24 protein-coding genes are annotated in these 26,625 nt (G+C 61.1%); 11 read left to right on the forward strand and 13 right to left on the reverse strand.

The window, feature by feature from the left end; genetic code table 11:
* The first annotated feature begins 194 nt into the window (after positions 1-194).
* The 5 genes from IGB42_RS05200 (at position 195) to IGB42_RS05220 (ending at position 8,361) form a co-directional block, all read left to right on the forward strand.
* Positions 195-1,325 (forward strand): efflux RND transporter periplasmic adaptor subunit, encoded by a 1,131-nt coding sequence (locus tag IGB42_RS05200; RefSeq protein ID WP_159667943.1) that lies wholly within the window; start codon positions 195-197, stop codon positions 1,323-1,325.
* Positions 1,326-1,388: 63 nt separating this feature from the next.
* On the forward strand, positions 1,389-4,556 hold the full coding sequence (locus tag IGB42_RS05205) for an efflux RND transporter permease subunit (RefSeq protein ID WP_159667949.1): 3,168 nt from the start codon (positions 1,389-1,391) through the stop codon (positions 4,554-4,556).
* A 118-nt stretch (positions 4,557-4,674) separates the two neighbouring features.
* A complete protein-coding gene (dapA, locus tag IGB42_RS05210; protein ID WP_159667954.1) occupies positions 4,675-5,556 on the forward strand; it encodes a 4-hydroxy-tetrahydrodipicolinate synthase in 882 nt (293 codons plus the stop codon).
* 155 nt (positions 5,557-5,711) lie between these two features.
* Positions 5,712-6,788 (forward strand): outer membrane protein assembly factor BamC, encoded by a 1,077-nt coding sequence (gene bamC / locus IGB42_RS05215; RefSeq protein ID WP_159667957.1) that lies wholly within the window; start codon positions 5,712-5,714, stop codon positions 6,786-6,788.
* 154 nt (positions 6,789-6,942) lie between these two features.
* Positions 6,943-8,361: a DUF2252 domain-containing protein gene (locus IGB42_RS05220; RefSeq protein ID WP_159667988.1), complete on the forward strand. Its 1,419-nt coding sequence runs from the start codon at positions 6,943-6,945 to the stop codon at positions 8,359-8,361.
* A 79-nt stretch (positions 8,362-8,440) separates the two neighbouring features.
* On the opposite strand, the gene IGB42_RS05225 is transcribed toward IGB42_RS05220, so the two are convergent.
* Together IGB42_RS05225 and IGB42_RS05230 are read right to left on the reverse strand one after the other, a co-directional pair.
* The gene (locus IGB42_RS05225) at positions 8,441-8,857 is read right to left on the reverse strand and encodes a hypothetical protein (protein ID WP_159667991.1); all 417 of its coding nucleotides are present in this window, start codon (positions 8,855-8,857) and stop codon (positions 8,441-8,443) included.
* Between the two features lie 27 nt (positions 8,858-8,884).
* Complete coding sequence (locus tag IGB42_RS05230) at positions 8,885-9,865, reverse strand: tRNA-dihydrouridine synthase (protein WP_201799836.1); 981 nt, start codon at positions 9,863-9,865, stop codon at positions 8,885-8,887.
* 133 nt (positions 9,866-9,998) lie between these two features.
* Between IGB42_RS05230 and IGB42_RS05235 the strand changes: the two genes are divergently transcribed.
* The 4 genes from IGB42_RS05235 (at position 9,999) to IGB42_RS22505 (ending at position 14,093) form a co-directional block, all read left to right on the forward strand.
* On the forward strand, positions 9,999-10,586 hold the full coding sequence (locus IGB42_RS05235) for a LexA family transcriptional regulator (RefSeq protein ID WP_159667994.1): 588 nt from the start codon (positions 9,999-10,001) through the stop codon (positions 10,584-10,586).
* 13 nt (positions 10,587-10,599) lie between these two features.
* Positions 10,600-11,442, forward strand: a complete 843-nt coding sequence (gene queF / locus IGB42_RS05240; protein ID WP_159667997.1) for an NADPH-dependent 7-cyano-7-deazaguanine reductase QueF — start codon at positions 10,600-10,602, stop codon at positions 11,440-11,442.
* Between the two features lie 81 nt (positions 11,443-11,523).
* Positions 11,524-12,057 (forward strand): peptide-methionine (S)-S-oxide reductase MsrA, encoded by a 534-nt coding sequence (gene msrA, locus IGB42_RS05245; protein WP_159668000.1) that lies wholly within the window; start codon positions 11,524-11,526, stop codon positions 12,055-12,057.
* Between the two features lie 374 nt (positions 12,058-12,431).
* Positions 12,432-14,093: a carbohydrate-binding protein gene (locus IGB42_RS22505; protein ID WP_159668003.1), complete on the forward strand. Its 1,662-nt coding sequence runs from the start codon at positions 12,432-12,434 to the stop codon at positions 14,091-14,093.
* A 213-nt stretch (positions 14,094-14,306) separates the two neighbouring features.
* Here IGB42_RS22505 and IGB42_RS05255 read toward each other — a convergent pair whose 3' ends face one another.
* The 10 genes from IGB42_RS05255 to glyA all read right to left on the reverse strand — a co-directional run bounded on the left by IGB42_RS05255 (position 14,307) and on the right by glyA (position 22,282).
* A complete protein-coding gene (locus IGB42_RS05255; RefSeq protein WP_159668006.1) occupies positions 14,307-14,798 on the reverse strand; it encodes a phosphatidylglycerophosphatase A in 492 nt (163 codons plus the stop codon).
* Between the two features lie 13 nt (positions 14,799-14,811).
* Positions 14,812-15,774: a thiamine-phosphate kinase gene (gene thiL, locus IGB42_RS05260; protein ID WP_201799837.1), complete on the reverse strand. Its 963-nt coding sequence runs from the start codon at positions 15,772-15,774 to the stop codon at positions 14,812-14,814.
* Positions 15,775-15,784: 10 nt separating this feature from the next.
* The gene (nusB, locus tag IGB42_RS05265) at positions 15,785-16,276 is read right to left on the reverse strand and encodes a transcription antitermination factor NusB (protein WP_159668011.1); all 492 of its coding nucleotides are present in this window, start codon (positions 16,274-16,276) and stop codon (positions 15,785-15,787) included.
* Positions 16,273-16,752, reverse strand: coding sequence for a 6,7-dimethyl-8-ribityllumazine synthase (gene ribH / locus IGB42_RS05270; RefSeq protein ID WP_159668014.1), 480 nt, complete (start codon positions 16,750-16,752; stop codon positions 16,273-16,275). The genes nusB and ribH overlap by 4 nt, the downstream gene beginning before the upstream one ends.
* Complete coding sequence (gene ribBA / locus IGB42_RS05275) at positions 16,749-17,879, reverse strand: bifunctional 3,4-dihydroxy-2-butanone-4-phosphate synthase/GTP cyclohydrolase II (RefSeq protein ID WP_159668017.1); 1,131 nt, start codon at positions 17,877-17,879, stop codon at positions 16,749-16,751. Before ribBA ends, ribH begins: the two co-directional genes overlap by 4 nt.
* The gene (locus IGB42_RS05280) at positions 17,876-18,490 is read right to left on the reverse strand and encodes a riboflavin synthase (protein WP_159668020.1); all 615 of its coding nucleotides are present in this window, start codon (positions 18,488-18,490) and stop codon (positions 17,876-17,878) included. The genes ribBA and IGB42_RS05280 overlap by 4 nt, the downstream gene beginning before the upstream one ends.
* Before the next feature lie 142 nt (positions 18,491-18,632).
* Complete coding sequence (ribD, locus tag IGB42_RS05285) at positions 18,633-19,781, reverse strand: bifunctional diaminohydroxyphosphoribosylaminopyrimidine deaminase/5-amino-6-(5-phosphoribosylamino)uracil reductase RibD (protein ID WP_159668023.1); 1,149 nt, start codon at positions 19,779-19,781, stop codon at positions 18,633-18,635.
* Positions 19,754-20,470: a glutamine amidotransferase gene (locus IGB42_RS05290; RefSeq protein ID WP_159668026.1), complete on the reverse strand. Its 717-nt coding sequence runs from the start codon at positions 20,468-20,470 to the stop codon at positions 19,754-19,756. Before IGB42_RS05290 ends, ribD begins: the two co-directional genes overlap by 28 nt.
* A gap of 2 nt (positions 20,471-20,472) precedes the next feature.
* Entirely contained in the window at positions 20,473-20,928 is a 456-nt protein-coding gene (nrdR, locus tag IGB42_RS05295; RefSeq protein ID WP_159668029.1) for a transcriptional regulator NrdR, read from the reverse strand.
* 106 nt (positions 20,929-21,034) lie between these two features.
* Positions 21,035-22,282, reverse strand: a complete 1,248-nt coding sequence (gene glyA / locus IGB42_RS05300; RefSeq protein WP_159668032.1) for a serine hydroxymethyltransferase — start codon at positions 22,280-22,282, stop codon at positions 21,035-21,037.
* Between glyA and IGB42_RS05305 the strand changes: the two genes are divergently transcribed.
* Entirely contained in the window at positions 22,281-22,766 is a 486-nt protein-coding gene (locus tag IGB42_RS05305) for a hypothetical protein (protein WP_159668035.1), read from the forward strand. The two genes, glyA and IGB42_RS05305, sit on opposite strands and share 2 nt — an antisense overlap.
* Before the next feature lie 236 nt (positions 22,767-23,002).
* Positions 23,003-24,847 carry a carbohydrate-binding domain-containing protein gene (locus IGB42_RS05310; protein WP_159668038.1) on the forward strand — a complete coding sequence of 615 codons (1,845 nt, stop codon included), beginning with the start codon at positions 23,003-23,005 and terminating at the stop codon, positions 24,845-24,847.
* A 111-nt stretch (positions 24,848-24,958) separates the two neighbouring features.
* Here IGB42_RS05310 and IGB42_RS05315 read toward each other — a convergent pair whose 3' ends face one another.
* Complete coding sequence (locus IGB42_RS05315) at positions 24,959-26,617, reverse strand: hypothetical protein (protein ID WP_159668042.1); 1,659 nt, start codon at positions 26,615-26,617, stop codon at positions 24,959-24,961.
* Positions 26,618-26,625 lie beyond the last annotated feature (8 nt).

Raw genomic sequence — 26,625 nt, forward strand, 5'->3', positions numbered from 1 at the left:
TGGGAAGCTTACGCAATTTACTGCCCGACAGCACGCAAAAACTGCGTGGATGTTGATGCAGCGCAAGCCTGCCATACCAGCGGTGCCGGGCGGTTTATCAGCGGTATCCGGCAATAGGTCGCGCGATTTAGCCATGCCCGGCACACGGAACGCCGTTAGAATCTGCGTTGTATGTGTTTACGGACCTGACTGCAATGCTGAACCCGCCCTTCCTGCGCCCTTCCTTCGCCAGTTCATGCTGTTTGCTTGCAGCCATCGTGTTGCCATTGGCGCTGGGGGCCTGCAGCGGCAAGAAAGCCGATACCGCAGCAGCCAGCGGGCCGGCCGCTGCCGAGCTTGCCAGTGAAGACGTGGTGGTGATCAAGCGCGCCGATCTGGATCACTCGATCGCGCTCACCGGCAGCCTGCAGGCGCTGCGCCAGACCACCCTCACCGCGCAGGTGGATGGCGTGGTCAGCAGCGTTGCGGTGCGCCCCGGCGCCAGCGTGGTGGCTGGGCAGGAACTGGCACAGTTCGATACCCGCGATCTGCAAAAGCAATTGATGGTGTCCGAAGCCCAACTGGTGAAAAGCCAGGAAACGCTGGCCTACAACCGCAAGCTGGCTGACCGCAACGCCAACCTGCTCAAGCAGAACTTCATTTCCCGCAACGCGTTCGATTCCACCAACAGCCAGGTGCAGACCGCGGTTGCTGATGTGAACGTCAGCGAGGCGCAGCTGGCACTCGCCCGCCAGGCACTGGCCAAGGGCCGGGTGGCAGCACCGTTTGCCGGCACCATTGCCGAGCGGCTGGTCGAGCCGGGGCAGCGTGTTGGCATCAACAGCAAGCTGTTCACGCTGGTGGATCTGACCGAACTGGAATGGGTGGCCAGCGTGCCGTCCGGCCAGATTGGCGAAGTGCGCGTAGGCCAGACCGCGCAACTGCAGGTGGACGGTTTCGCCCAGGCCTTCACCGGCCAGGTCAGCCGCATCAATCCCAGCGTGGATGCCGGTAGCAAGAGCGTGCAGGTGTACATCAGCATCCCCAATGAACAGGGGCTGCTGCGCGATGGCCTGTTCGGCCAGGGCCGCGTGCTGGTGGACGTGCGCAAAGGCGTGCTGGTATTGCCGGTGGCTGCGGTACGCGAGGAAAACGGCAAGCACTACGTGCTGGTGGTCGAGGGCAATACGCTCAAGCGCCATGAAGTGACCCCGGGCGCGACCGACCCGGCTACGGCCCGGCAGGAAATCACCGGCGGGCTCAGCGAAGGCGCCATCGTGCTGGTCAGCGGCGTACGCCTGACCACCGGCATGGCGGTAAAGCTGCCCGCCAGCGCTGCGCGCTGATCGCGCACCATCCCCATCCCGCCCGTCCGCTACCCTTAGCGATCCAATCAGGAGCACCACGCAATGTGGTTTACCCGTATCAGCATCCAGAACCCGGTTTTTGCCACCATGATGATGTTGGCGTTGCTGGTGCTGGGCCTTTTCTCCATCACCCGGCTACCGGTCGAAGAGCTGCCGGACGTGCAGTTCCCGGTGATCGTGGTCAGCACCAATTACCCGGATGCCGCACCGGAGATCGTCGAATCCGAGGTCACCAAGCCGCTGGAAGAAAGCATCAACACCATCAGCGGCCTGAACCAGGTGTATTCGCATACCTACCAGGGCGTATCGGTGGTGATTGCAGAGTTCGACCTGGATGTGGATCCGGAAAAGGTAGTGCAGGACGTACGCGAGAAAGTCGGCGTGGTTTCCCCCTCTTTCCGCGATGAAATCGATGCCCCCACCATCAGCCGCTACAATCCGGATGACATGCCTATCGTCTCGCTGGCCATCACCTCGGACCGGCTGACCCCGCGCGAGCTGACCAGCCGTGCCGAGCAATTCATCAAGAAGCGCTTCGAGATCATTCCCGGCGTGGGCCAGGCGGCACTGATCGGCGGCGTGGAACGCGAAATCAACATCAGCGTGAAGCCGGAGCGCCTCGCTGCGCTCAAGCTGGGCATCAACGACATCAATGCAGCAATCAAGGCGCAGAATGCCGAAGTACCGGTCGGCACCATCGAGGACAAGGGCTCCGAACAGGTGGTGCAGATCAAGGGACGGCTGAAGACCGCCGCCGAGTTCAACCGCATCATCGTGGCATCGCGCAATGGCGTGCCGGTTTACCTGTCCGACGTCGCCACGGTGCGCGATGGCCAGGCCGAGGAAGAAACACTTGCGCTCGTTAACGGCAAGCGCGCGATCTCGCTCGACATCAAGAAGGTCAACAAGGCCAATACCGTCGAAACCAGTGATGGCGTGCGCAAGACCATGGCCGAACTCAATACCCAGTTGGCCGCCGAAGGCATCAAGCTGTCGGTACTCTACGATAATTCCGAAGGCATCCGCGCATCGCTGCGCGATGTGAAAACCTCGCTGATCGAAGGTGCGCTGCTCACCGTTGCCATCGTGTTCCTGTTCCTCGGCTCATGGCGTTCCACGGTGATCACCGGCCTGACGCTGCCGGTAGCACTGATCGGCACCTTCTATGTGCTGTATCTGGCCGGCTTCACCATCAATGTGATGACCATGATGGCGCTGTCGCTGTGTATCGGCCTGCTGATCGACGATGCCATCGTGGTGCGCGAAAACATCGTGCGCCATGCCGCACTGGGCAAGGATCACTTCCGCGCCGCGCTCGATGGCACCAAGGAAATCGGCCTGGCGGTACTCGCCACCACCTCGACCATCGTTGCGGTGTTCCTGCCGGTGGGCTTCATGGGCGGCATCATCGGCCGCTTCTTTCATCAGTTCGGCATCACCGTGTGTGCAGCGGTACTGATCTCGATGTTCGTGTCCTTCACGCTGGACCCGATGCTGTCATCGGTATGGCGCGATCCGCATGTGCACGGCGGCAAGCGCCCGCTGGGCCGCCTGCTGGACTGGATAGAAAACAGCATGAACGGCCTGGGCGAGCGCTACAGCCGGCTGATCCGCTGGAGCCTGGCGCACCGGCTGATCGTGATCGCCATTGCCATCGGCAGCCTGGTGGCGGCATTTGCGCTGGCGCGCTTCATCGGCAGCGAGTTCGTGCCCAAGGCCGACCTGTCCAAGGTATCGATCCAGTTCACCACGCCGACCGGGTCATCGCTCGCCTACACCAGTGGCAAGGCACGCCAGGTGGAAGCGGCACTCAAGGAATTCCCCGAGGTGATCGAGATCTACACCACCGCGAACACCGGCCAGGCGCAGGGCAAGAACAGCGCCACCATGACAGTGACGCTGCAGCCCAAGCATGACCGGAAGCGCGGGCAAGATGAACTGATCACATTGTTCCGCAACCGGCTGGGCCAGTTGGCGGGTGTGGAATTGCGCGCCATCAGCCCGATGGGCGGTGGCGGCCCCGGCGGCAAGCCGCTGCAGATTTCCATGCAGGGGCCGGATCTGGACGAGCTGCGCCGCTTGTCTGCCGCCTTTACCGCGGAAATGGGCAAGATACGCGGTGTGGTGGACATCGATTCGAGCATGCGCGATGCCAAGCCCACGCTGAACGTCGATATCGACCGTGAACGCGCAGCCAGCCTGGGCTTCAACCTGGCGCAGATCGGCAACGCGCTGCGGCCGTTGATTGCCGGCACTGCCGCCAGCACCTGGCAGGCGCCGGATGGCGAAAACTACGATGTGAACGTGCGGCTGGAAAAATCCGAACGCAGCAATGCCGGAAAACTGGCATCGCTGTACCTGACCAGCAGCACGCTGGACGCCAACGGCCTGCCGGTTACGCTGCCGTTGTCCGAGCTGGCCACCATCCGGCAAACCACCAGCCCGGTGCAGATCAACCGCCGTGATCTCTTCCGCGAAGTGAACATCACCGCCAACGTGGCCGGCCAGACCACCGGCGAAGTGCAAAAGCAGATCACCGAACTGCAGCAACGCTTCAAGCTGCCCAGCGGGTATCGCTTCGTGGTGGGTGGCGACAGCAAGAGCATGGCCGAATCGGCAGGTTACGCGGTCGCCGCGCTGCTGCTTGGCGTCGTATTCATCTACATGATCCTGGCCTCGCAATTCGGCCACTTCCTGCAGCCGATGGCCATCATGACTTCGCTGCCGCTCTCGCTGGTGGGGGTGCTGCTGGCGCTGCTGCTGTGGCGCAGTACGCTGAACATCTTCTCGGTAATCGGCGTGATCATGCTGATGGGGCTGGTGACCAAGAACGCCATCCTGCTGGTGGACTTCGTCAACCATCTTCGCCGCGAAGGCATGGACCGTGCCGCTGCGATTGCCGAGGCAGGCCGCGTGCGGTTGCGCCCCATCCTCATGACCACGGCAGCCATGGTGTTCGGCATGATGCCGCTGGCACTGGCGCTGGGTGAAGGCGCCGAGCAGCGCGCGCCGATGGCGCATGCAATTATCGGCGGTGTGATTACCTCCACCTTACTGACGCTCGTCGTCGTACCGGTGGTGTTCACGTGGCTGGATGATCTGGGCGCATGGTTCCTGAGAAAAATCGGCCACGACCCGGCGCTGCGTACGCAAACGCCTGCCGAACCGCACCGGGACGAGGACGAAGGCTCACGCAAGCACCCGCGCTGAAGGACCTGCGCCAAATGACAATTGGCAATCTTTGGTGGTGTTTTGAGTTCCAGACGCAGGGGGCATCGGTTAGAATGCCGATTCCCTGCGGTTTACTTTCAAAGAAGGTAGGCGTTTGATGCTTACAGGCAGTTTGGTGGCGATCGTCACCCCGATGTTCGAAGACGGTAGTCTCGACTTTGCCAGCTTGAGAAAGCTGGTTGATTGGCATATTGAACAAGGCACCGATGGCCTCGTCGCCGTCGGTACCACGGGCGAATCACCGACGGTGGATGTGGAAGAGCACATCGAGATCGTGCGCGTGATCGTCGAGCAAGCCGCTGGCCGTGTGCCGGTGGTCGCCGGGACCGGTGCCAACTCGACCAAGGAAGCGATCGCGCTGTCGCGCCGCGCACTGGAAGTGGGCGCATCCTACGGTTTATCGGTGGTTCCGTATTACAACAAGCCCACGCAGGAAGGCTTGTACCAGCACTTCAAGGCCATCAGCGAAGCGGTTGAACTGCCGACGCTGCTGTATAACGTACCTGGCCGCACCATTACCGATCTATCCAATGACACCGCCTTGCGTCTGGCCGAACTGCCGGGCATCGTCGGCATCAAGGACGCAACCGGCAACATGGAACGGATTGCCGAGCTGGCCAAGCGCGCGCCGAAGGGTTTTGCGCTGCTGTCCGGCGACGATGCCTCCACGCTGTCGTTCGTGCTGCTTGGCGGTCATGGTGTGATTTCGGTAACCGCCAATGTGGCGCCGCGTGCCATGCACGATCTGTGCGTTGCCGCCAGCGCCGGCAAGCTTGCCGAAGCACGGGCAATCAACGATGGCCTGCAAGGCCTGCACAAGCATCTGTTTGTTGAAGCCAACCCCATCCCGGTGAAATGGGCGCTGGAAACACTGGGCCACATTGGCGCCGGCATCCGCCTGCCGCTGACCCGGTTGTCCTTTGCCAACCAGGGCGTGGTTCGTGATGCCCTTATCATGGCTGGCCTCGTCCAGGGCTAAGGCCCCGGACCCTGTCGGGGGCGATGACATGCCCCCACTCCGACCCGCCTCGTCCAAGCCAACTTGCAAGCGAATCGAATCTGATGAAAACCTTTACCCGTTTGACTGCGCTCTTGGTCGTGCTCGGCCTTGCCGCTTGCAGCAGCGACCAGCTGATGATGCAGCGAAAAGTCGACTATCGCTCCGGTAGCGACAACCTCACCACCAACGATCTGGAAGTACCGCCCGATCTGACTGCCCCTTCGGCCAACAACAGCACCTACGCGCTGCCAACCAAGTCGCTGGCTACTTACCAGGCGGCCAGTTCCGTCGCCGCCAGCACCAGCCCGGTGCTGCAGAGTGCCACCGCTGCGCGTGTCGTTCAGGATGGCAACCAGCGCTGGCTGGAAGTAAAAGGCGCGCCGGAGAAAGTGTGGCCGCAACTGCGCGAATTCTGGCTGGATAATGGCTTCTTGCTGAAGATCGACAATCCGTCGATCGGCATCATGGAAACGGACTGGCTGGAAAACCGCGCCAACCTGCCGCAGGACTGGTTTACCCGCGTGCTGCGCAAAGTGGCGGACAGCTTCATTTCCACCGGCGAACTCGACAAGTTCCGTACCCGTATCGAACGCGGCAGCGCGCCGGATACCACCGATATCTACCTGACCCACCGCGGCATGGTCGAAGTGTTTGCCGATGGCTCGTCGGATGCCAAGGTCAGCGCGCAATCGGGTGAAACCAAGACGATCTGGACTCCGCGCCCATCCGATCCGGAACTGGAAGCAGAAATGCTTGCCCTGATGCTGCAGCGCTTCGGCATGACCGGCGACCAGGCAGCGGCTACCGTGCAGAAGCCGGCAATGCAGCAGGCGCGTGCAGCACTGGTGGACAATAGTCAGGCACTGGCCGTGTATGACAGCTTTGACCGCGCATGGCGCCGTGTTGGCCTGGCGCTGGACATGAGCGGCTACGTGGTAACCGACCGTGACCGCAGCAAGGGCGTTTACTACGTGCGCCGTGCGGATGCAGATATCGCGCAGGAAAAAGACAGCGATTTCTGGGGCAAGATGAAATTTTGGGGTAGCAAGGATGACAAATCCGCACCGGCGCCCAAGCAGAATGAATTCGAGATCAAGCTGGCGGAGTCGGTCAACCAGACCAAGCTGGTTGTTAGCGGCCGCGATGGCAAGCCGGCTGATGCCAACGCCCAGCAGGCACTGTTGAGCGCATTGCTCAGCCAGCTGAAGTAAGGCCGCAAGCCACAAAAAAAGACGACCCATGGGTCGTCTTTTTTTTGCTGCAACCGATGCCGACTACGGGTTTGCCGCAGCAGGAACTGCTGGATTATCAATATGCCAGTTACCTAGAATGTGAAAGATATATTTCTTCTGACTGGAAGGGACCATGACAAAAACGGCAAGTACTCTGGCGGAAAGGTTCGAAATTGGCAGGCAGCTGCGCAAGGCTGTGCCCCGCTCGAGCCACTCGGATATCGGCAATACCAAGCGTGATCCCATCGCATTGCTGCAGCACAACAGCGCCGGGCGGGTGGAAAAGCTGGTGCCATTGCGCTATGGGCGCATGCTGGTATCACCATTTACCTTTTACCGCGGCAGCGCCATCCTGCAGGCACACGATCTTGCGCATACACCGACTTCCGGTTTGAACATGCAGATCTGCGGTGACGCGCACCTGTCCAACTTTGGCGGTTTTGCCACCCCCGAGCGCAATCTGATCTTCGACCTGAACGATTTCGATGAAACCCACCCCGGCCCGTGGGAATGGGACCTGAAGCGCCTGACTGCCAGCTTTGTGGTGGCGTCTCGCCACCTGCGCCATGGCGAGGCAGCGGCACAGGAGGCCGCCTACGCCGCCGCCGCAAGCTATCAGCGCCACATGGCCGAATACGCGCAGATGGGTGCACTGGAAATCTGGTACGACAGGCTGACCTTTGATCGCCTGCTGGCACAGGCGCAACTGCCTGAGGGCCGCAAGCGTTTCAAGGAGGCAATGAGCCGCGCCGGCAAACGCACCAGTGAACAGCTATTGCCCAAGCTCGGTGTGGAGCAGGACGGCATCTGGACCATCCGCGATACGCCGCCCGGCATTTTTCATATCCATGGCGCCAGCACGCTGTTCGATGACGGCGATGACTGGATGAAGCTGACCAGCGCCACGCCCATCATCGACAAGCTCTACAAGGACTATCTTGGCACGCTGTCCGGCAGCCACCGGCAACTGCTGGGCCATTTCGAACGGCACGACATGGCCTTCAAGGTGGTGGGCGTGGGCAGCGTAGGCACGCGTTGCCTGATTGCATTGATGGTTGATCCGCAGGGCAAGCCGTTGTTCCTGCAGTTCAAGGAATCACGCCGTTCGGTGCTGGCCGATTACGTGAAGGTAAAAAGCGTGTATCAGCACGAAGGCCGGCGCGTCGTCGATGGGCAGCGGCTGATGCAGGCAGCCAGCGATATTTTCCTGGGCTGGACCACCGGCCCTTCGGGCAGGCATTTCTATGGCCGGCAACTGCGCGACATGAAGCTATCGGCTGAAATCGAGCTTTACACTCCGGAATTGCTCAAGGGCTATGCCAAGCTGTGTGGCTGGGTACTGGCGCGTGCACATGCACGGGCTGGCGGCAGGGCAGCGGAGATCAGTGGCTATCTGGGCACCAACGACAGCTTTGCCGAGGCTATCGTCAAATACTCTGCCAGCTACGCCGACCAGGTGGAACGCGACTACGATCATTTCGCACAAGCCTGCCGCAGTGGCAAGGTGGCGGCCCGCACCGATCAGGACTATGCGGCCGATTTTTCCATCTAGCTGATTCGCGCTTGTTTGCAGCGCGCAGAACAAAAAAGCGCTTGCCGGCAGCAAGCGCTTTTTCAATCCTGCTGTCGGTTCAGCGTGCGGCCGAAGCGGCCGATGCTTTCTTCTTGCCCTTGCTGGCGCGCGCCAGATCGGATTGCCATTTGCCGTCTACCTTGCAGTAGTTGGGGCTGAGGCGATCCGTCCTGGCCTTGACCTTGATGGCCACGCGCAGCATGCGGCAATCCATGCCCTGCTTCTGGTAGGTTCTGGCCGGCGTGATGTCGACCACCACCTTGTTGCGGTTGGTGGTGTCGTCGTTGTTCCAGCTGCGCAATTCCTCGTCCTTGGCCTGATCCAGCGTATCCATCAGCATGGCATTGAGGCTGGCTGCTTCCTCCTTGGTCAATTTCAGCAACGGGGAATCGCTGACGAAGCCATAGCCATAGGCAAAGCCCAGCGGCGACAAGGTCGCCAGCGCCAACGCGCAAAGGATGGATTGAATACGCAAGGAAGTTCTCCGCAAGCAAGGCTGATTTCAGCCGACAGGTTGACTGTAGCCGCTATGATGGCGTGCTGCGGCCGCGCCGTCCATGCTGCCGAACACCAGTTGCTGCACTTCATCGGGTTCGGTAAAGGTTCTGCAGCGCTGGAACAGCGCGTCGGCCTCCGGATAGATCTTGCGCAGGTAGGCCAGCCACTGCTTGAGCCGGCCGGCGCGATGCTTGGGCAACACCTCCGGCGCCACCTTGTACCAGAACAGTTCCAGCAAGGGCTCGATCTCTGCCCAGCCGGCATCGCCCTGCCCCTTGGCCGCACGCGCCAGGCCCGGCGCAGCAACCATGCCACGCCCCAGCATGATGTCGTTACAGCCCGATACCTGCTGGCAACGCTGCAGATCGACCAGGTTCCAGATTTCACCGTTGGCAATCAGCGGGATATGGATGGCATCGCGGATCGCAGGCAATTCTTCCCAGTATGCGGGCGGGCGATAACCGTCGGTTTTGGTGCGCGCGTGCACCACCAGCTCGGCGGCGCCGGCTGCTTCTATCGCCAGCGCGCAGTCGAGCTTCTTCGCGCGGTCGGTATAGCCCAGCCGCATCTTGGCAGTAACGGGGATGTGGGCCGGCACCGCACCACGCACCGCGGCCACGATGGCGTGCACGGTTTCCGGTTCATCCAGCAATACCGCACCACCGCGATGGCGGTTCACCGTCTTGGCCGGACAGCCGAAATTGAGATCGATACCCAGCGGGGCCAGCGCGGCCAGCTTGGCAGCATTTTCCGCCATGCAGACCGGGTCCGAGCCCAGCAGTTGCACCCGCACCGGCACGCCGGACGGCGTGCGGCTGCCATGCAGCAGCTCGGGCGCAATCCGGTAAAACACCTTGTTGGGCAGCAGCGTGCCGGAAACGCGCACGAATTCGGTCACGCACAGGTCCACCCCGCCCAGCCGGGTGAGCATATCGCGCAACACATGATCAAGCAGCCCCTCCATCGGAGCCAGGTAAATCCGCACGCCAGCACTTCCTTGCAGCAACAAAGGCGCGATTCTACTCCACCCTGCCCGCCCGGTATCATCACGCCGACGATTGACAGCGTACGATCGTTCACTTTAAGCTAACCGAACGAATGTTCTGCGAGCGAAAGCAATGGGCAACCCGAACCGCGATACCGAATACCTGGGCAAACTGCAGGATTATTATGCCGGCAACCGCATCCTGCCCTCCTTTGCCACCATAGGCGAACTGCTGGGCATGGCATCCAAGTCGGCGGTATCGGCGCTGGTAAAACGCCTGACGCTGGCAGGCTTTGTGGAAATGACGCCGGAAAAACGCCTGGCGCCCACCAAACGCTTTTTCGAGCGCGAGCTGGCGGATTTCAACGTACCCGCCGGGCTGCCCGCTGCCGCCAACGATGCGATGAGCGAATCGCTGTCCATCGACGAATACCTGATCCCGCGCCCATCCACCACCATCATGGTGAAGGTGCGCGGCGATTCGATGATGGAAGCCGGCATCCACGATGGCGATATTGCCATCGTGGAAAAACGCCACGCCGCCAGCCTGGGCGATGTGGTGGTTGCCATCGTCGACGGCGAATACACATTGAAAGAACTGTCGCGCGACAAGCAGGGTTATCTGCTGCTGCCACGCAATGCCGAATTCCAGCCGATACGCCCGCGCGAGGGGCTGGAAATCTTTGGCATCATGGTTGGCCTGATCCGCAAATACCGCTGAGGGGCAGCACCAAATGAGCGATGCACAACATTCCCCGCTGGGCAAAACCGTCAGCTACATCACCGAGTACGATCCCGGCCTGCTGTTTCCCATTCCCCGCCAGGGCAAGCGCGATGAGATCGGTGTCACCGGCACCTTGCCCTTCATGGGCGAGGATATCTGGAATGGCTACGAGTTATCCTGGCTGAACCCGCGCGGCAAGCCACAAGTGGCATTGGCGGTATTCCGCTTTCCGGCCAGCAGCGCCAATATCGTCGAATCCAAATCCTTCAAGCTCTACCTGAACAGCTTCAACCAGACGCGCCTTGCCAATGCCGAAGCGCTGGCCACGCTGCTGCGCGATGACCTGTCGCAGGCGGTGCAAGCACCGGTGCAGGTCCTGCTGATCGAATCCGCGCGCTTTGCCGATGAACGCCATCCCGGTATCCGCTTTGGCGAGCTTGATGGCTATTGCATCGACAATCTGGATATAGAAGTGGATACCTACAGCCCGCAAGCGGGCATCCTGCGATGCGACGAGGCCGATGCGCCGGTGGATGAAGTCCTCACTTCCAACCTGCTCAAATCCAACTGTCTGGTGACCGGCCAGCCAGACTGGGCCAGCGTACAGATCCGCTACGTGGGGCAGCCCATCAACCGCGAATCGCTGCTGCGCTACCTGATCTCGTTCCGTAACCACAACGAATTCCACGAACAATGCGTCGAGCGCATCTTCATGGACATCCTGCGTGACTGCAAGCCGATCAAGCTGGCGGTGTATGCACGCTATACACGGCGCGGGGGGCTGGATATCAACCCCTACCGCTGTAATTTCAATGCACCACCGCCGACCAACCTGCGTACCGCCAGACAGTAAGGCATCGCCGCCTGCTGCCTGGCCATTGAATGCGCGGCGCATGCCCGCATCTGTTCAGCTGGGCTCATCGGGAGAAATGGCATGAAACGCGAAGTGGCAACACTGGCAGGCGGATGTTTCTGGTGTCTTGAAGCGGTTTTCCAGCGCGTACGCGGCGTGGACGCGGTGGTATCGGGCTATATGGGCGGCCATACGCCCCGGCCGGACTACCGTGCGGTATGCGGTGGCGATACTGGTCATGCGGAAGTGGTGCAGATCACGTTCGATGCCGACGTGGTGTCGTTCGACAGCCTGCTGGATGTGTTTTTCACCATCCACGACCCGACCACGCTCAACCGCCAGGGCAACGACAGCGGCACGCAATACCGCTCGGCCATTTTCTATCATGACGCCACGCAGGAAGCCGCTGCACATGCCAAAGTGGCCGCGCTGACCGCAGCGCATGCCTACAGCGACCCCATCGTTACCCAGATCGTACCGCTGGCCACCTTCCATCCGGCCGAGGAATACCATCGGGATTACTTCAACCGCAATCCCAACCAGCCCTATTGCATGGCGGTAGTCGGCCCCAAGGTCGGCAAGCTGATGAAACACCACGCAGCACTGAGCCACTAGGCAGTGCGGGCCATGGCGGCCATTCCAGCCAGGACACCCGCCATGGTCGCCTGCCGACTGGCTGGGCCATGCCAATAGGTGGTGGGCGGAGGATATTGCCCGCATGTACTCATGCACACGTTGGCTGTTGCAGTCTGGCCCGCACATCCCCTTGCATGCGAATACCGCATGCATGCTCCACCCGCCGGGTGGCCGGGAAAACTTACTCCTCTCAATAAAAATATCATGACTTTCCGGCATGCCGGCTGTCGCCTTTTGTCACGCATCTGATTGACAGCGCTTTCATGACATGGAAAGTTACTCGTTGATCACGATCCGGCCCGGCACCCGCTGCCGGGGGGAACGCGATCATCCATAACGAGAGGAGACATACCATGTTCCAACGCAACACCCTGCTGGCCGTCGTGTTCAGCATGACGGCGGTGTACGCAGCTGCCGCACCGGCCTGGCAGCCGGATACCTACTACACGGCAGGTACCGTGGTCAGCTACAACGGCCACGACTACCGCGCCCTCGTCAACCAGACCGACTACAGCAGTACCGGCTGGAACCCGACCAATGCCGCGCTATGGACCGATCTGGGTGCGAGCAGCGGTGTAACCACCACTCCGACCGCCACACCGGTTCCCACCACGACACCACGCCCTTCCACCGTGCCGACAGCGACTCCGGTGCCCAGCAGTGCCCCGACCACCACGCCGGTACCCGGCAGCGGCTGTGCGGCGACCTGGAACAGCAGCACCGCGTACAACGGCGGGGCCAAGGTCAGCTACAACGGCCGCAACTACACCGCCAAATGGTGGACTCAGGGCAACGTGCCATCCAGCAGCACCGGCGATGGCCAGCCATGGACCGACAACGGCGCTTGCGGCGGCAATGTTCCTACGCCGACCCCGACGCCAACCGCGACTCCAACTCCCATCCCCGGCGGCCCGACACCTACGCCGCTGCCTGGTGGCAGCCGCATGTACGTGGGTTATTCCAGCACGTGGAATACCAGCATCTATGACCTGACCACCGTCAATATCCCGAACTATTTCACCCATATCAACATCGCATTCGCCAAGCCCGATACCGCTTATGTGAAGGGCTCGTACAAGTTCGACCAGTCGGTGGCGGGCTTCGAGTTCTACGAGGGTGCCAGCACCAACTCCGGGCAGAAAACCTTCACCGCCCAGCAAGCGCAGGATCTGCGCAACAATATCGCCGCACTGAAGTCGCGCGGCACGCAGGTGTGGGTATCGATCGGTGGCTGGTCCTACAGCCAGGGCAGCAGCTGGGCCAACTTCAACGCCGCACGCGTGGTCGATCTGGTACAGGATCTGGGCGCCTCGGGTGTGGACGTGGACTGGGAAACCGAAGGCGCACAGTGCAACAAGGGCGATGCCAGCACTTTCAGCTGCAATACCGACGGGCAGATCGCCAACATCATCAACACGCTGTACAACGAAATCCACAACCGCGGCGCCAATATCGGCATCTCGGTGGCGGGCTGGTCGACCGGTGCCTACTACGTGAAGGGCTCGCCGTTCGAGGAAGGCAAGGTGCAGTGGGGTTCGCCTTTCGGCGGCGTGATGTACAGCGTGGTGAAAAACCAGGGCAGCAAGATCAACCACGTCAACCTGATGTCGTATGACGGCGGCGAGTATTACGATCCGCGTGAGGGCTATGAATCGTACCGGGCCATCTACAATGGCCCGATCAACATGGGCATGGAAATCGCGCCGGAAGGTGCCGGTGCAGCGGTGCTCAAGCTGAACGATAACGGCGTGCAGTACGATGCCGACATGCTCACCGGCCTCAACAACCAGGCTACGCCGTACTACAACGTGCAAACGCTGGTGAAGTACATCAAGAACAAGGGGAAACCCAATGATGGCTTCATGATCTGGCAAATCTGGAAACAGCGCGTGCATCAACCGGCACCGGCCGGCGCAGCCACGGAAAACAGTGCGGGCCAATTCGTCTGCTACAACTTGCCGCTGGTTGGCAATTGCAGCGATGTACTGCCGACGCTACCCAAGCTGCTACCGTAAACAGGGATCGGTAAGCCCATTGCCGCGAAAGCGGCATCTGCCCCCGCAGGGTGTTGCCTTGCGGGGGGTTTCGTTTGGTCCGCTTGCCAGGCGAAAAATAAGGCGACTTGCCAAGAGACCAAACGGTGCCATTCAGCGCATCACGGCCAGCGCGATCAAACCATTGCACCCACGACCATCACCCGGCAGCCATCGATGCTGCCAGACAAGCGATCAGATCAGCCGCCAGTGCATCAATGCCCACAGCACCAGCCAGGCATAACCGGCGGCCAGCAGGTCATCGAGCATCACACCAAAACCACCCGGCACGCGCAGATCAAACCAGCGTATCGGCCATGGTTTGAAGATATCGAACAAGCGGAACAGAGCAAACGCCAGCAGCCAGCCCAGCCAGGTAGCCGGGGTGAATGCCAGCACCAGCCACATGGCAACGATTTCATCGATGACGATGCCACCATGGTCATGCACGCCCAGCGCCTTGCCCGTCCGGTCCGCGGCCCACCATCCCAGCAGGAACACGGGGATGCACAACCAGGCAATCTGTTGCGCACTCAAAACCAGTGCCAGCAGCGCATACAGCGGCAGCGCAGCCAGCGTCCCCCACGTACCCGGTGCCTTGCGCGGCAGGCCACTGCCAAAGCCCAATGCAATGAAATGTGCGGGATGCGCAAGCAGGAAACGGCGGTCAGGATGTATCAAGGCCATACCTGGGGCGGCTTCAAGCCGCAAAATGGTCAAAACCGGTTTTACCGGGCAATACGGGCTGCCCGCTTGCATCCACGGCGCGCACGCCGGTTGCAGCGTCGATCACGCCGATATGCGTCAGCGGCAGGCATAATTGCTGCGACAATGCCTGCAGCTCATTACGGCGCGATGCAGCAGCGGTAAAGCACAACTCGTAATCATCCCCGCCGGCGAGTGCGGCCTCCTGGCGGATCGCCTCGGGCAACGCGACCAGCGCCGGATGCACGGGCAGCAACGGCCAGATGATCTGCGCACCGCAGCTGGAACGGCGGCAGATATGCGCCAGATCACCCAGCAGCCCATCAGAGATATCCAGCGCCGCAGTGGCGATGCCACGCAGTGCCAGGCCCAGTTCAATGCGCGGCGTCGGCAAGTCCAGCCTGTCCACGCATTGCATGCCTGCCAAGGCATCCAGCCCGGCGTCATCCAGCCTGCCGGTGCGGGCCATGACTGCAACTGCAGCGGCGCCCAGCGTGCCCGATACCCAGATGTCATCTCCAACTTGCGCGCCATCACGGCGGATGGCGCAGCCGGGTGGCAGCTCGCCAGCGATCTGCACGGCGATGGTCAGCGGGCCACGCGTGGTATCACCACCCACCAGCTCCAGCCCATGGGCATTGGCCAGTGCAAAGAATCCAGTACAGAAAGCCGCTACCCAGTTCTCGTTCAGGCTGGGCAGTGCAATCGACAACGTGCACCAGGCAGGTTTGGCGCCCATGGCAGCCAGATCGGACAGATTGACGGCCAACGCCTTGTGGCCGAGACGGCATGGGTCGACATCGGCAAAGAAATGCCGGCCTTCCACCAGCATGTCTGCCGAAATGGCCAGTTGCATGCCGGGCGTGGGCGCCAGCAGCGCGCAATCATCGCCCACCCCCAGCACGGCATGCCGGGTCGGGCGGGCAAAGTAGCGCGCAATCAGGTCAAACTCGCTCACGGCGCAGCAATCAGCCGCGACGCTTGGCGCGGATCGCTTCGATCTCTTCCGGGCGCTTGGCCGCAGCCAGCTTGTCCAGCACGCCGTTGACGAACTTGTGGCCATCGCTGCCGCCAAAAGTCTTGGCCAGCTCGATGGATTCGTTGACGATCACCGGGTACGGCGTTTCCGGCATCAGCATGATTTCGAATGCACCGGCGTAAAGCACAGCGGCTTCCACCGGGCTGACCTCGGAGAAATCGCGGTCGATATGCGGCACCAGCGCATCCTTGAGTTCGGCAAAATCCTTCAATGTGCCGAACAGGATGGCGCGGAACAGCGCTTCGTCCGCGCGGGCGAAAGAGGTATCGCTGTCACGCAGGTTGCGCTCGATCACCGCCGGGGTATCCCCGGTCAGTTGCCACTGGTAAATGCCCTGCACCGCGAATTCGCGCGCGCGGCGGCGGGCCGATTTGGGTTTGGCCGGTTTTGCGGCCGGTGCGGGGGTTTGGTTCTCGCTCATGCTTCCAGTGCCTCTTGCAGATTGCGTTGCAGATTGGCCATTTCCACTGCAACATGTGCCGCGTCCTGGCCTTTTTCGACCATGCGTACTTCCGCCTGCTCATCGGTTTCCGTGGTGAGGATTGCATTGGCAATCGGCACCCCGTAATCAAGGCCGACACGGGTAACACCCGCGCCGGATTCATTCGATACCAGTTCGAAGTGGTAGGTTTCACCACGGATGATCGCGCCCAGCGCGATCAGCGCATCGTACTCGCCCGATTCGGCCAGCGTTTGCAGCACCAGCGGAATCTCCAGTGCGCCAGGTACCGTCGTCAGCAGCAAATCCTGCTGTGCCACGCCCAGGCGGGTCAGCTCGGCCAGGCAGGCATCGCGCAGGCCATGGCAGACGGGGGTATTGAAACGTGCCATCACGATGGCAATGCGCAAGCCATGGCCATTCAGATCAGGTTCGATGACGGGAAGCGTTTCGCTCATTGTTGTTTTCCTTTTTTCAGGCATTCAAAGCCGGTGATTTCCAGCCCGAAGCCGGTCATGCTGGGGATTTTCCGTTCCGGCGAAAGCAGGCGCATCTTGCCCACGCCGAGGTATTTCAACATCTGCGCGCCAATCCCATAGGTACGCAGGTCCCATTTACGGGGTTTTTCCAGGTTCAGTTCCGGCAGTGCACGTGCCAGCACGTCCTCGCCACTTTCGTCACGGTGCAGCAGGATCATCACGCCACTGCCATTCTCGGCAATTGCTTGCAGCGAAGCCGGCACACTCCACGAGTGCCCCGTGTGGCTCAGGTCGAGCCAGTCCATTACCGACAATGGCTCGTGCACGCGCACCAGCGTTTCGGTATCCGGGGTGGGGCTGCCCTTCACCAGCGCCAGATGCGTTGCAGTAGAGAGTTTGTCGCGGAACACTGCCAGCTCGAATTCGCCAGCGAAGGTCTGGATTTTACGCCTTCCCGCGCATTCGATCAGCGATTCTGTCTGGCTACGGTAGTGGATCAGGTCGGCAATGGTACCGACTTTCAGGTCGTGCTCGGCGGCAAATGCCAGCAATTCCGGCAAACGGGCCATGGTGCCGTCGTCATTCATCACTTCGCAGATCACCGATGCCGGCTGCAAACCCGCCAGCATCGCCAGATCACAGCCGGCTTCGGTATGGCCGGCGCGTACCAGCACGCCACCGGGCTGCGCCAGCAGCGGGAACACGTGCCCCGGCGAGACGATATCCGCCGGCTTGGCATCGAACGCCACCGCGCGCTTGATCGTCAGCGCACGGTCGTGGGCGGAGATACCGGTCGATACGCCCTGCGCCGCCTCGATCGATACCGTGAAATTGGTGCCGTGGCCCGAGCCGTTATGGCTGACCATCAGCGGCAGGTTCAGCTGCTTGCCGCGCTCGGCAGACAGCGTGAGGCAAATCAGCCCGCGGCCGTACTTGGCCATGAAGTTGATCACTTCCGGCGTGACGAAATCGGCTGCCAGTACCAGGTCGCCCTCGTTCTCGCGATCTTCTTCATCCACCAGGATCACCATCTTGCCGATACGGATATCGGCAATGATGTCCTGCATGGGCGAAATGCTGACGCCGGGGAAATTTACCACGCTCATCGGGCTGCCTCCACAGACAGCATGCGTTCCACATAGCGGGCAATCAAGTCGATTTCCAGATTGACCCGATCACCAGCAGCCAGCCCGCCCAGTGCTGTCACTTCCAGCGTGTGCGGGATTACGTTGATGGAGAACTCGCAGCCATCCGCCACATCGCGTACGAAGTTGGTGGTAAGCGATATGCCGTTGACCACCACCGAGCCCTTGATCGACAGATACTTGGCCAGTGCCCTGGGGGCCAGGATGACCAGCTCGCGGTTATCGCCCACCGGATCGAACGACACGATGTCGCCAATACCGTCCACATGGCCGGATACCAGATGCCCACCCAGGCGCGCATTCACTTTCAGCGCTTTTTCCAGATTCACGCGGTTGCCCGGCTGATCGAGGCCCACCGTCACGCGCAGCGATTCATCCGATACATCGATGGTGAAGCGTGCTTCCGGCAGCAATGCAGTCACCGTCATGCAGGCGCCATTGTGCGTGATACTGTCGCCCAGCCCGATATCCGAGAAATCCAGTGCCGGTGCGTGCACGGTCAGGCGCACGCCGCCGGGGAATGCGTCCACCTGGTCGATGGTGCCAATTGCTTCTACAATGCCGGTAAACATGCTTGCTCCCTGTGCGCCGCAGCCTGCGGCACTGTTGATCAACCCAAGCAGAGTCGGGGCATACCCCGCATGCTTCAAGGCTGCGGGCCTGTTTTATCTGTGTACAGCCGGACAGTGTTGAAAACCCGGCAGTTTGCTGCGTTCAGTGTATATCGCCGCTCAGCAACTGCAGGTCGGTAAAGCGCAATGTAATGCGCTGATCGTTCCCGACCAGCCGGCGCTCCAATACGCTGGGTGCCAGCTTGTCCGCAAGGCGGGCCAGCGAGAACTCCGCCGTGCCACGTCCCTCGCCGATCAACACCGGTGCCTGGTACAGCACCATTTCGTCGGCCAGGCCCTGCTGCAACAGCGCACCTGCCAGTGCACCGCCCGCCTCCACCGTCACTTCGTTCATCCCGCGCCGCCCCAGCTCAAGCAACAATGCGCCGAGGTCAACACGGCCATCGCTGCCAGCCAGCACGATCACTTCCGCACCTGCAGATTCGAGTGCCGCCCGGCGCTCCGCAGACTCTGCTGCGGCAACAATCAGTACGCCCGGTGTACCCAGCAGCCTGGCTGCCGGCGGTGTGCGCAGCGCGCTGTCCACCACCACGCGCAACGGCTGGCGGCCCTGCCAATCCACGCCGGCAGGATCACGTACTGTCAGTTGCGGATCATCCGCCAGCACGGTGCCGATGCCGGTCAGCATCGCGCACGAGCGCGCGCGCAGGCGCTGCACATCGGCGCGTGCAGCCGGGCCGGTGATCCATTGTGATTGTCCGTCGTTCAGCGCAGTGCGACCATCCAGACTTGCCGCAATCTTGACCCGCAGCCATGGTCTGCCACGCACCATGCGGCTGAGAAAACCCTTGTGATGCGCCAGCGCGGCATCGCGCAGCACACCGGATCGGGTCTGCAACCCTGCAGCGTTCAAACGCGCCAGCCCCTGCCCCGCCACCAGCGGATTCGGATCGCGCAGCGCCACCACCACGCGGGCGATGCCTGCGGCGATCAATGCATCGGCACACGGCGGTGTACGGCCATGGTGGCTGCAAGGCTCCAGCGTGACATACGCGGTAGCACCGCGTGCGGCATCGCCTGCCATGCGCATGGCCATTACCTCGGCGTGCGGGCCGCCCGCCTGCTGGCTGTGGCCTGCGCCCACGATCTGTCCATTCCTGACCAGCACACAGCCCACGCACGGATTGGGCGTGGTGTTGCACTGGCCACGCTCGGCCAGCACCAGCGCCTGCTGCATCCAGTAGTGATCCGCCGCGATGTCGTTCACGAAAGATTGATCTGCTTCAACCATTTCTGCATCCAGATTGCCGTCTGTGCTTTCAACTGCGGGCCATGTTCGGCCGAATCCGCGCGCAATGCAGCCAGATCGACACCGGCAGCGGCCAGCTCTTCGGCATGACCGGTCAGCCACTCATCCAGCCGTTCGTGATCGAATTCGGGGTGGCATTGGAAAGCGATCACTTGCGACCCCCATGTATAGACCTGATGCGGATAGACATCGGTCGATGCCAGCAACTGCGTATCCGGCGGCAAATCGAACGTATCGCCATGCCAGTGCAGCAAAGCGGTATGCGGTGCAAGCAATGGGGCGATAGGGTCCTGCGCGCCAGGTGCAGCCGTCAGCGGCGCCCAGCCGATTTCCTTGCCATTGCGGCCGGGATAGACCGCAGCACCAAGCGCACGCGCGATCAACTGCGCGCCAAGGCAGATGCCCAGCACCGGTCTCCCCTTGTGCAGCCAACCCGCGATGGCATCGATTTCCGCCTGCAGCCACGGGTAGCGATCCGTTTCGTACACGCCCATCGGGCCACCCAATACCACCAGCAGATCGTCACCGGCAGCATGCTCCAGCGGCTGCAGATCCTGCACACCTGCGTCCAGGTAGCGGATGGCATACCCTTCGGCAATCAGTGGCCCGGCCAGCGTAGCCAGGTCTTCAAACGCAATATGGCGTATCGCCCAGCAGGTGCTGCTACGCATGGCTACTCCTTCTTGGTCACTTCGCGGATCACGTCGCGGAAATCATCCACATCCGAAAAACTGCGGTAGACCGATGCAAAGCGGATATAGGCCACCTTGTCGAGCTTGGCGAGCTCGTTCATCACCATCTCGCCCACCTGGCGCGACATGATCTCGCGGTCACCCACGGTCAGCACTTTCTGGATGATGCGCGAGATGGCTTCGTCCACCAGTTGCGTCGGCACCGGGCGCTTGTGCAGCGCGCGCTGGAACGAAGTGCGGATTTTCTCGCGGTCGAAGTCCACGCGCTGGCCAGTGTTCTTCACCACTTGCGGCAGCCGCACTTCCGCGGTTTCGAACGTGGTGAAACGTTTGTCGCATACCGAGCAGCGGCGACGGCGGCGAATCAGATCGCCCTCGTCGGACACGCGTGAATCAACAACCTGGGTATCAGGGGAACCACAGAACGGGCACTTCATTCGCATCACTCCATGGAGAAGCTTGGGCCAAACCCATTTCGGACGTGCGAAAAAGGCAAAGGGTGGAGCACGCTCCACCCTGTCCCGGCACGGTCTCTAACAGCGCTTACGCAGTGTAAACCGGGAATTGCGCAGTCAATGCCTTGACCTTCTCGGCCACGGTTGCCAGGTTGGCTTCGTCGTGCGGGTTATCCAGCACATCGGCAATCAGGTTGGCGACCTGCACGGCTTCAGCTTCCTTGAAGCCACGCGTCGTGATCGCCGGCGAGCCGATACGGATGCCGGAAGTCACGAACGGGCTTTCCGGGTCGTTCGGGATGGCGTTCTTGTTGACGGTGATGTGTGCCTTGCCCAGTGCAGCATCGGCAGCCTTGCCGGTCAGGCCCTTGGGGCGCAGGTCAACCAGGAACACATGCGATTCGGTGCGGCCAGAGATGATGCGTACGCCACGTGCAGCCAGCGCCGTTGCCATTGCCTGTGCGTTCTTCGCCACCTGCTCCTGGTAAGCCTTGAATTCCGGTGTGGCCGCCTCCTTGAACGCTACTGCCTTGCCGGCGATCACGTGCATCAGCGGGCCGCCTTGCAGCGTCGGGAACACGTTGGAGTTCAGCGATTTCTCGAATTCCGCCTTGGCGAGGATGATGCCGCCACGCGGGCCGCGCAGTGTCTTGTGCGTGGTCGAGGTCACGAAGTGCGCGTGCGGCACCGGGTTCGGATACACGCCGGCGGCGATCAGGCCGGCGTAATGCGCCATATCCACCATGAAGTAAGCGCCAACCTTGTCGGCGATTTCGCGCATGCGTGCCCAGTCGAAGCGCAGCGCATAAGCGGATGCGCCGCCGATCAGCAGCTTGGGCTTGGTTTCGATGGCGATGCGTTCCATTTCGTCGTAATCGATCTCTTCATTCTCGTTGAGACCGTAGGCCACGATATTGAACAGCTTGCCCGACAGGTTGGCCGGCGAACCATGCGTGAGGTGGCCACCGTGGCCCAGGTTCATGCCCATCACGGTATCACCCGGCTTCAGGATGCTGAAATACACCGCCTGGTTGGCTTGCGAGCCCGAATGCGGCTGCACGTTGGCGTATTCGGCACCGAACAGCGCCTTCAGGCGGTCGATGGCCAGTTGCTCGATCACGTCGACGTATTCACAGCCGCCGTAGAAGCGCTTGCCCGGGTAACCCTCGGCATACTTGTTGGTCAGCTGCGAGCCCTGTGCTTCCATCACAGCCGGGCTGGTGTAGTTTTCCGAAGCGATCAGCTCGATATGTTCATGCTGACGGACCACTTCGCCCTGCAGGGCGGCATTGAGGTCGGGATCGTACTGGGCGAGGGTGACGGAGCGGGAAAACATGGCGGCAGGTTCCGTTGAAAGACTGGGAAAGATGACCATTTTACCATGCACGCGCCACTTTTCGCATTGCAGCGCAAACGCGGCAGCCATGAATCCCGCTCATGTCCTGCATATCCGGCAGCGTAGCCGGCACAAAATCGGCATGCCGGCACCACTGCGTGGCAGGACGAAAGCCCTTATCCCATGGCGCTGCCACGTAGATGGCACCACGAAAATGGCGGGGAGCCCAGCGCGCGGATTTACCCATCCGGCTGCTGATCGCTGCAATTGCCGCCCAATTGTATGCACCAAATTATCAACAATTACTTATATTCAAGCAGTCAATTCAATTGCATGCATTACGGTATTTAAATGGTGTCGCCATTGCCTTGCCAATGAATGGAATGCGCATTCATTTCAGCCGGCCGCCATTGCCAATGGCACCTCCAAAGCCAATGCCAACGCAACCCCGATGCAATTGCCACAATGTACAAGATATATTTGACCACTGCTTCTTGCTGCACCTAGTGTCAGCACTGGCAAGACCTGTCAGCGCACAACGCAGGGCAGCGTCAGCCTGGCTCGCGCCAATACCGCACGCCTTACACATTGCCACGCGTTCAATTCAATCAGCCCGGCTGTATTCAAATACAGCATTGGCAAGTGTATGCCTCGGCCAATTGAATCACTGTGCAAACCGGAAACTGTAATCCTACCAACCAGCACAAGGTGCAGGATCATATGAATTCATTCATTTACAAATTGGGCTGCCTATTGGCATTGAGCCCCATTCTTGCCAGCCACGCAGCCGTATCGCCTACGCCGCCCAAAGTTGCGGCCGCTGCGGCCAGCTTCGATACCGTTACCGTGCGTGCACGCGCCACGCTGGTACAGAACCGCGGCGCCAACATGCTGCTGCGCGTCAATCATGTCGCGGTAGGCAGTGCAGTTGAAGTGCGGAACAGCGAATATCAGGACTACACCTTCAAGGTAGGCCCGATTGCCACAGGCATCCGCGTGGATGTGGTGTACAACAACGACACCTCCACTACCGCCGAAGACCGCAATCTCTACATTGAATCCGTCACCATCAATGGCGTCATCTACACCCCCACCAGCAAGGGTGTGGTGTATGACCGTGGTGCCGGCGCCAAGGCCTGGGATGGCGCGGATGTGATTGCCGGCCAAAGCAACCTGCTGTGGAATGGCGCGCTGCGCTTCATCACGGCAGCGGTACCGACACCAGTGCCGACGCGTGCACCGACTGCGGTACCGACCTTGGCACCGACAAAGGTGCCAACTGCAGTCCCGACACTGGCGCCAACGCGCACGCCGACTGCAGTGCCGACGCTTGCGCCGACACGCACTCCCACACTTGTTCCGACGGCTATTCCGACAGCTGCCCCGACCTTGGCGCCAACACCGATCCCGACGCCGCTGCCAACCACCCTTCCGGGCAACCCCAGCCTGCAGGGCGTAAGCGCGGCGCGGCTGGAGCATAAAGCCAATGTCACGGTAACCGGCAGCAGTTTTGGCACCCGCAGCGTGCCGGTCAGCCGTGTGCTGTTCGACGATGCCAGCGGCAATGCCGTCAGTGATAAATGGGATTACAGCTGCAACAGCGCAGCAGATGCCGATTACCGCATGGCCTACCGCGCGCCGGCGGAAATCGTCAGGGCCTATGGCGCAACCGGCGGCGTGCCTACGCCACACCAGCGGATCGGCAAGTACATCTCCGGCGCGCCGTACGGCGACAACCTCTATAACGTGTGCCTGGGCAAGAACAACCAGCAAGACCAGAAAAACACCTATATCAGCTACTACCTGCGCATCGATCCAAGCTGGAGCTTCCGCTGCAAGGTGACCAACGCCACCGGCTCCGATTGCGACAAGAATTTCAAGGAGTATGACTGGGCCATCGGTAGCGGTTATTTTGGCGAGCGTGGCCACAACTACTACGCGGGCATCCTGTGGGCCGGCACCGAAGACGCTCTGGTGGATTGGGGCTTCAACAATGGCGAATTCAGGTGCACGGGCGACACGTGCATGCAGATGACGGTCAATCACGACCAGACCAATCTCGCGCTGTATAACTACTATCCGGAAACCGGGTCTTATCTGCCCAGGATTGCCACGCCCGGGCCCTTCGTTGGCTGGATCAAGATCGAGATGCAGCTCAGGCACGAAGACCAGTTCGGGCTGGAACGGATGTGGGTGAACAACGTGCTGGTGAACGACATGTCGCTGGACAACCGCAGCAGCGAGGCCACTGTGGCAAGGTCTGAAACGGTGATCGGTGGCTACCACCGCGATGCCGGTACGGAGGAGTTCTACAAGAACAACTTCCGCTACTACTCGCAGGTGTATTACGACCGCTCGTTTGCCCGCGTGGTGCTGGCCAATAACGCCAATTACAGCCTGGCAACCATTGTTGAACCACAGGTACTGAAGTCCTGGAGCGATGGCCAGATCAGCTTCGACGTCAACCTGGGCACCTTGCCCACCGGCTCGCCGGCTTACCTGTTCGTATTCGATGAAAACGGCAACCGCTCCGCCAGCGGCTTGCAGGTCGATATCGGCAACTAGCCGTAAATGGCCCGGGCGGCGCAACAGGCCATCCGGGGCAAGGGCAAACAAAAAACCGCCGCATTGCCTTCTGGCATGCGGCGGTTTTTCATGACGCTGCCAGTTGGCAGATCAGGCCGCCTTGCTGGTTGCCGGTTTTTTCTTCCAGATTTTCCGGAACGCGATCAGGCGCGTTTTCCATGGCACCCGCTCATCGGCCATGGAATCGAGGAATTCGCTCAAGCCGCGCGAGCGCATCAGCGTGTAGAAGGTCAGCAGCACCGTGGGCACCAATGCCGCCATGAAATAGCCGATGCGATGCCAGAACGGCTGCGCGGCCAGGTCGAAAATGTTCATGCCGAGGAAGCCTGTCACCGTGGTACCCACCATGCCGAGGATGGTCACTACGGTCAGCCGCACCACCGTATCGGCCTGGCGGCGCAGATCATCGTTTTCCAGGTATTGGTTCATGTTCTGCACCGATGCTTGCACTTCGTCGAACAGCGCCTCGGTACCCAAGTGCTTGCGCAACATGCTGTAGAGCTGGTCCGCCACCATCTGGTTAGATACCTCGCGGAACCAGTAGCGCTGGCGGAAGCGCAGGAATACTTCCAGCTGCAGGCGGATATCGCGCTTGAACGTACGCACCGATAGCGGATCACGGATATTCAGCCGCGACAGCAAGGCCGCTACGCGATCGGAGAACAACAGCAAGGCGGCCTTGTGGAAATGCGCGATCAGGGTGAGCAGGAACAGCTGGTGGCGAAACTGCCCCAGCGCGCCGGTATTGGCATCCGAGAAATGCTTGCGGCTGTGCATGCCCACCATCACGAACGCGTGGCCGTTGCACATCATGCGTGTGGAGGCGCCCGCCTGCTTGCGATCGGGCGACCAGAAGCGATCGAAACAGCATTCCCGCAAAAACTCCAGGAACAGCCGGCTTGAATGCGGCACGCTGTCCTTGTCACCGGGGCGGGCGATATTGCCGAGCTGGTAGAAATCGTCATCATCGAGCTGGAACGGATCATCCAGCGACAGGTAGGCCATCAGCGGCATGCGGTGGTATTCAATCTGCCGGTAGCGCACCGGGCCGGCAACGTCGGAGTGATGCGGCACCATGGGCGCCAGCAGGAAATCCCAATGACTGGCCAGCCGCGGCGAGCGGAATTGCCCCAGATGCGCCAGGTAAACCACGCGATCATCGTAATCGGATACCGCGATCTCGCGCCCTACCGCATCCAGCCACGCCACGCGGCGCGGGCAGTTGGCAGATTCTTCGTCTTCATCCCACTGTGCGGGAAAGGCGCGGCCGAAACGGAACATCGTATCCTGCACGCGCTGCAGCGGCAGGTCATCGCCTTTCATTTCAAAGGCCAGGATGACGATATCGATATCGAAGAAAAAATACAGGTCGATGTGGGCGATCGGAAAATCGATCGTCTCGCCATCCTTGAAGGTGACCCGCGTGCCCTGGATATCGCTGCGGCGGAACACGTGGATGGGCGAGCGCCCGTAGGTGGCGGCGTTATCCACCTCGCTATCGCCTTCGCCATACAGGAAGCGCTGCACATACGGCAGGAAGGTCACGAACTCGCGGTAATGGCGCTCCTGGAATTCAACCGCATCGCAATCGAATTCGGTGGGGCGCCGCTGCCAGGGCGAGCCGTTCCTGGCCGCCTCCAGCATGCGCTCCCAGTGGCGCCCTACGCCATCATCGCCGGGCATCAGCTGCAACGGCCAGATCAGGATCTGGCGAAAGTGCCGCACCAGGAGATCGTTTTCTCGGTCCATGTGCAGCC

It is taken from the genome of Andreprevotia sp. IGB-42, from assembly GCF_009848685.1.
Lineage (GTDB): Bacteria > Pseudomonadota > Gammaproteobacteria > Burkholderiales > Chitinibacteraceae > Andreprevotia.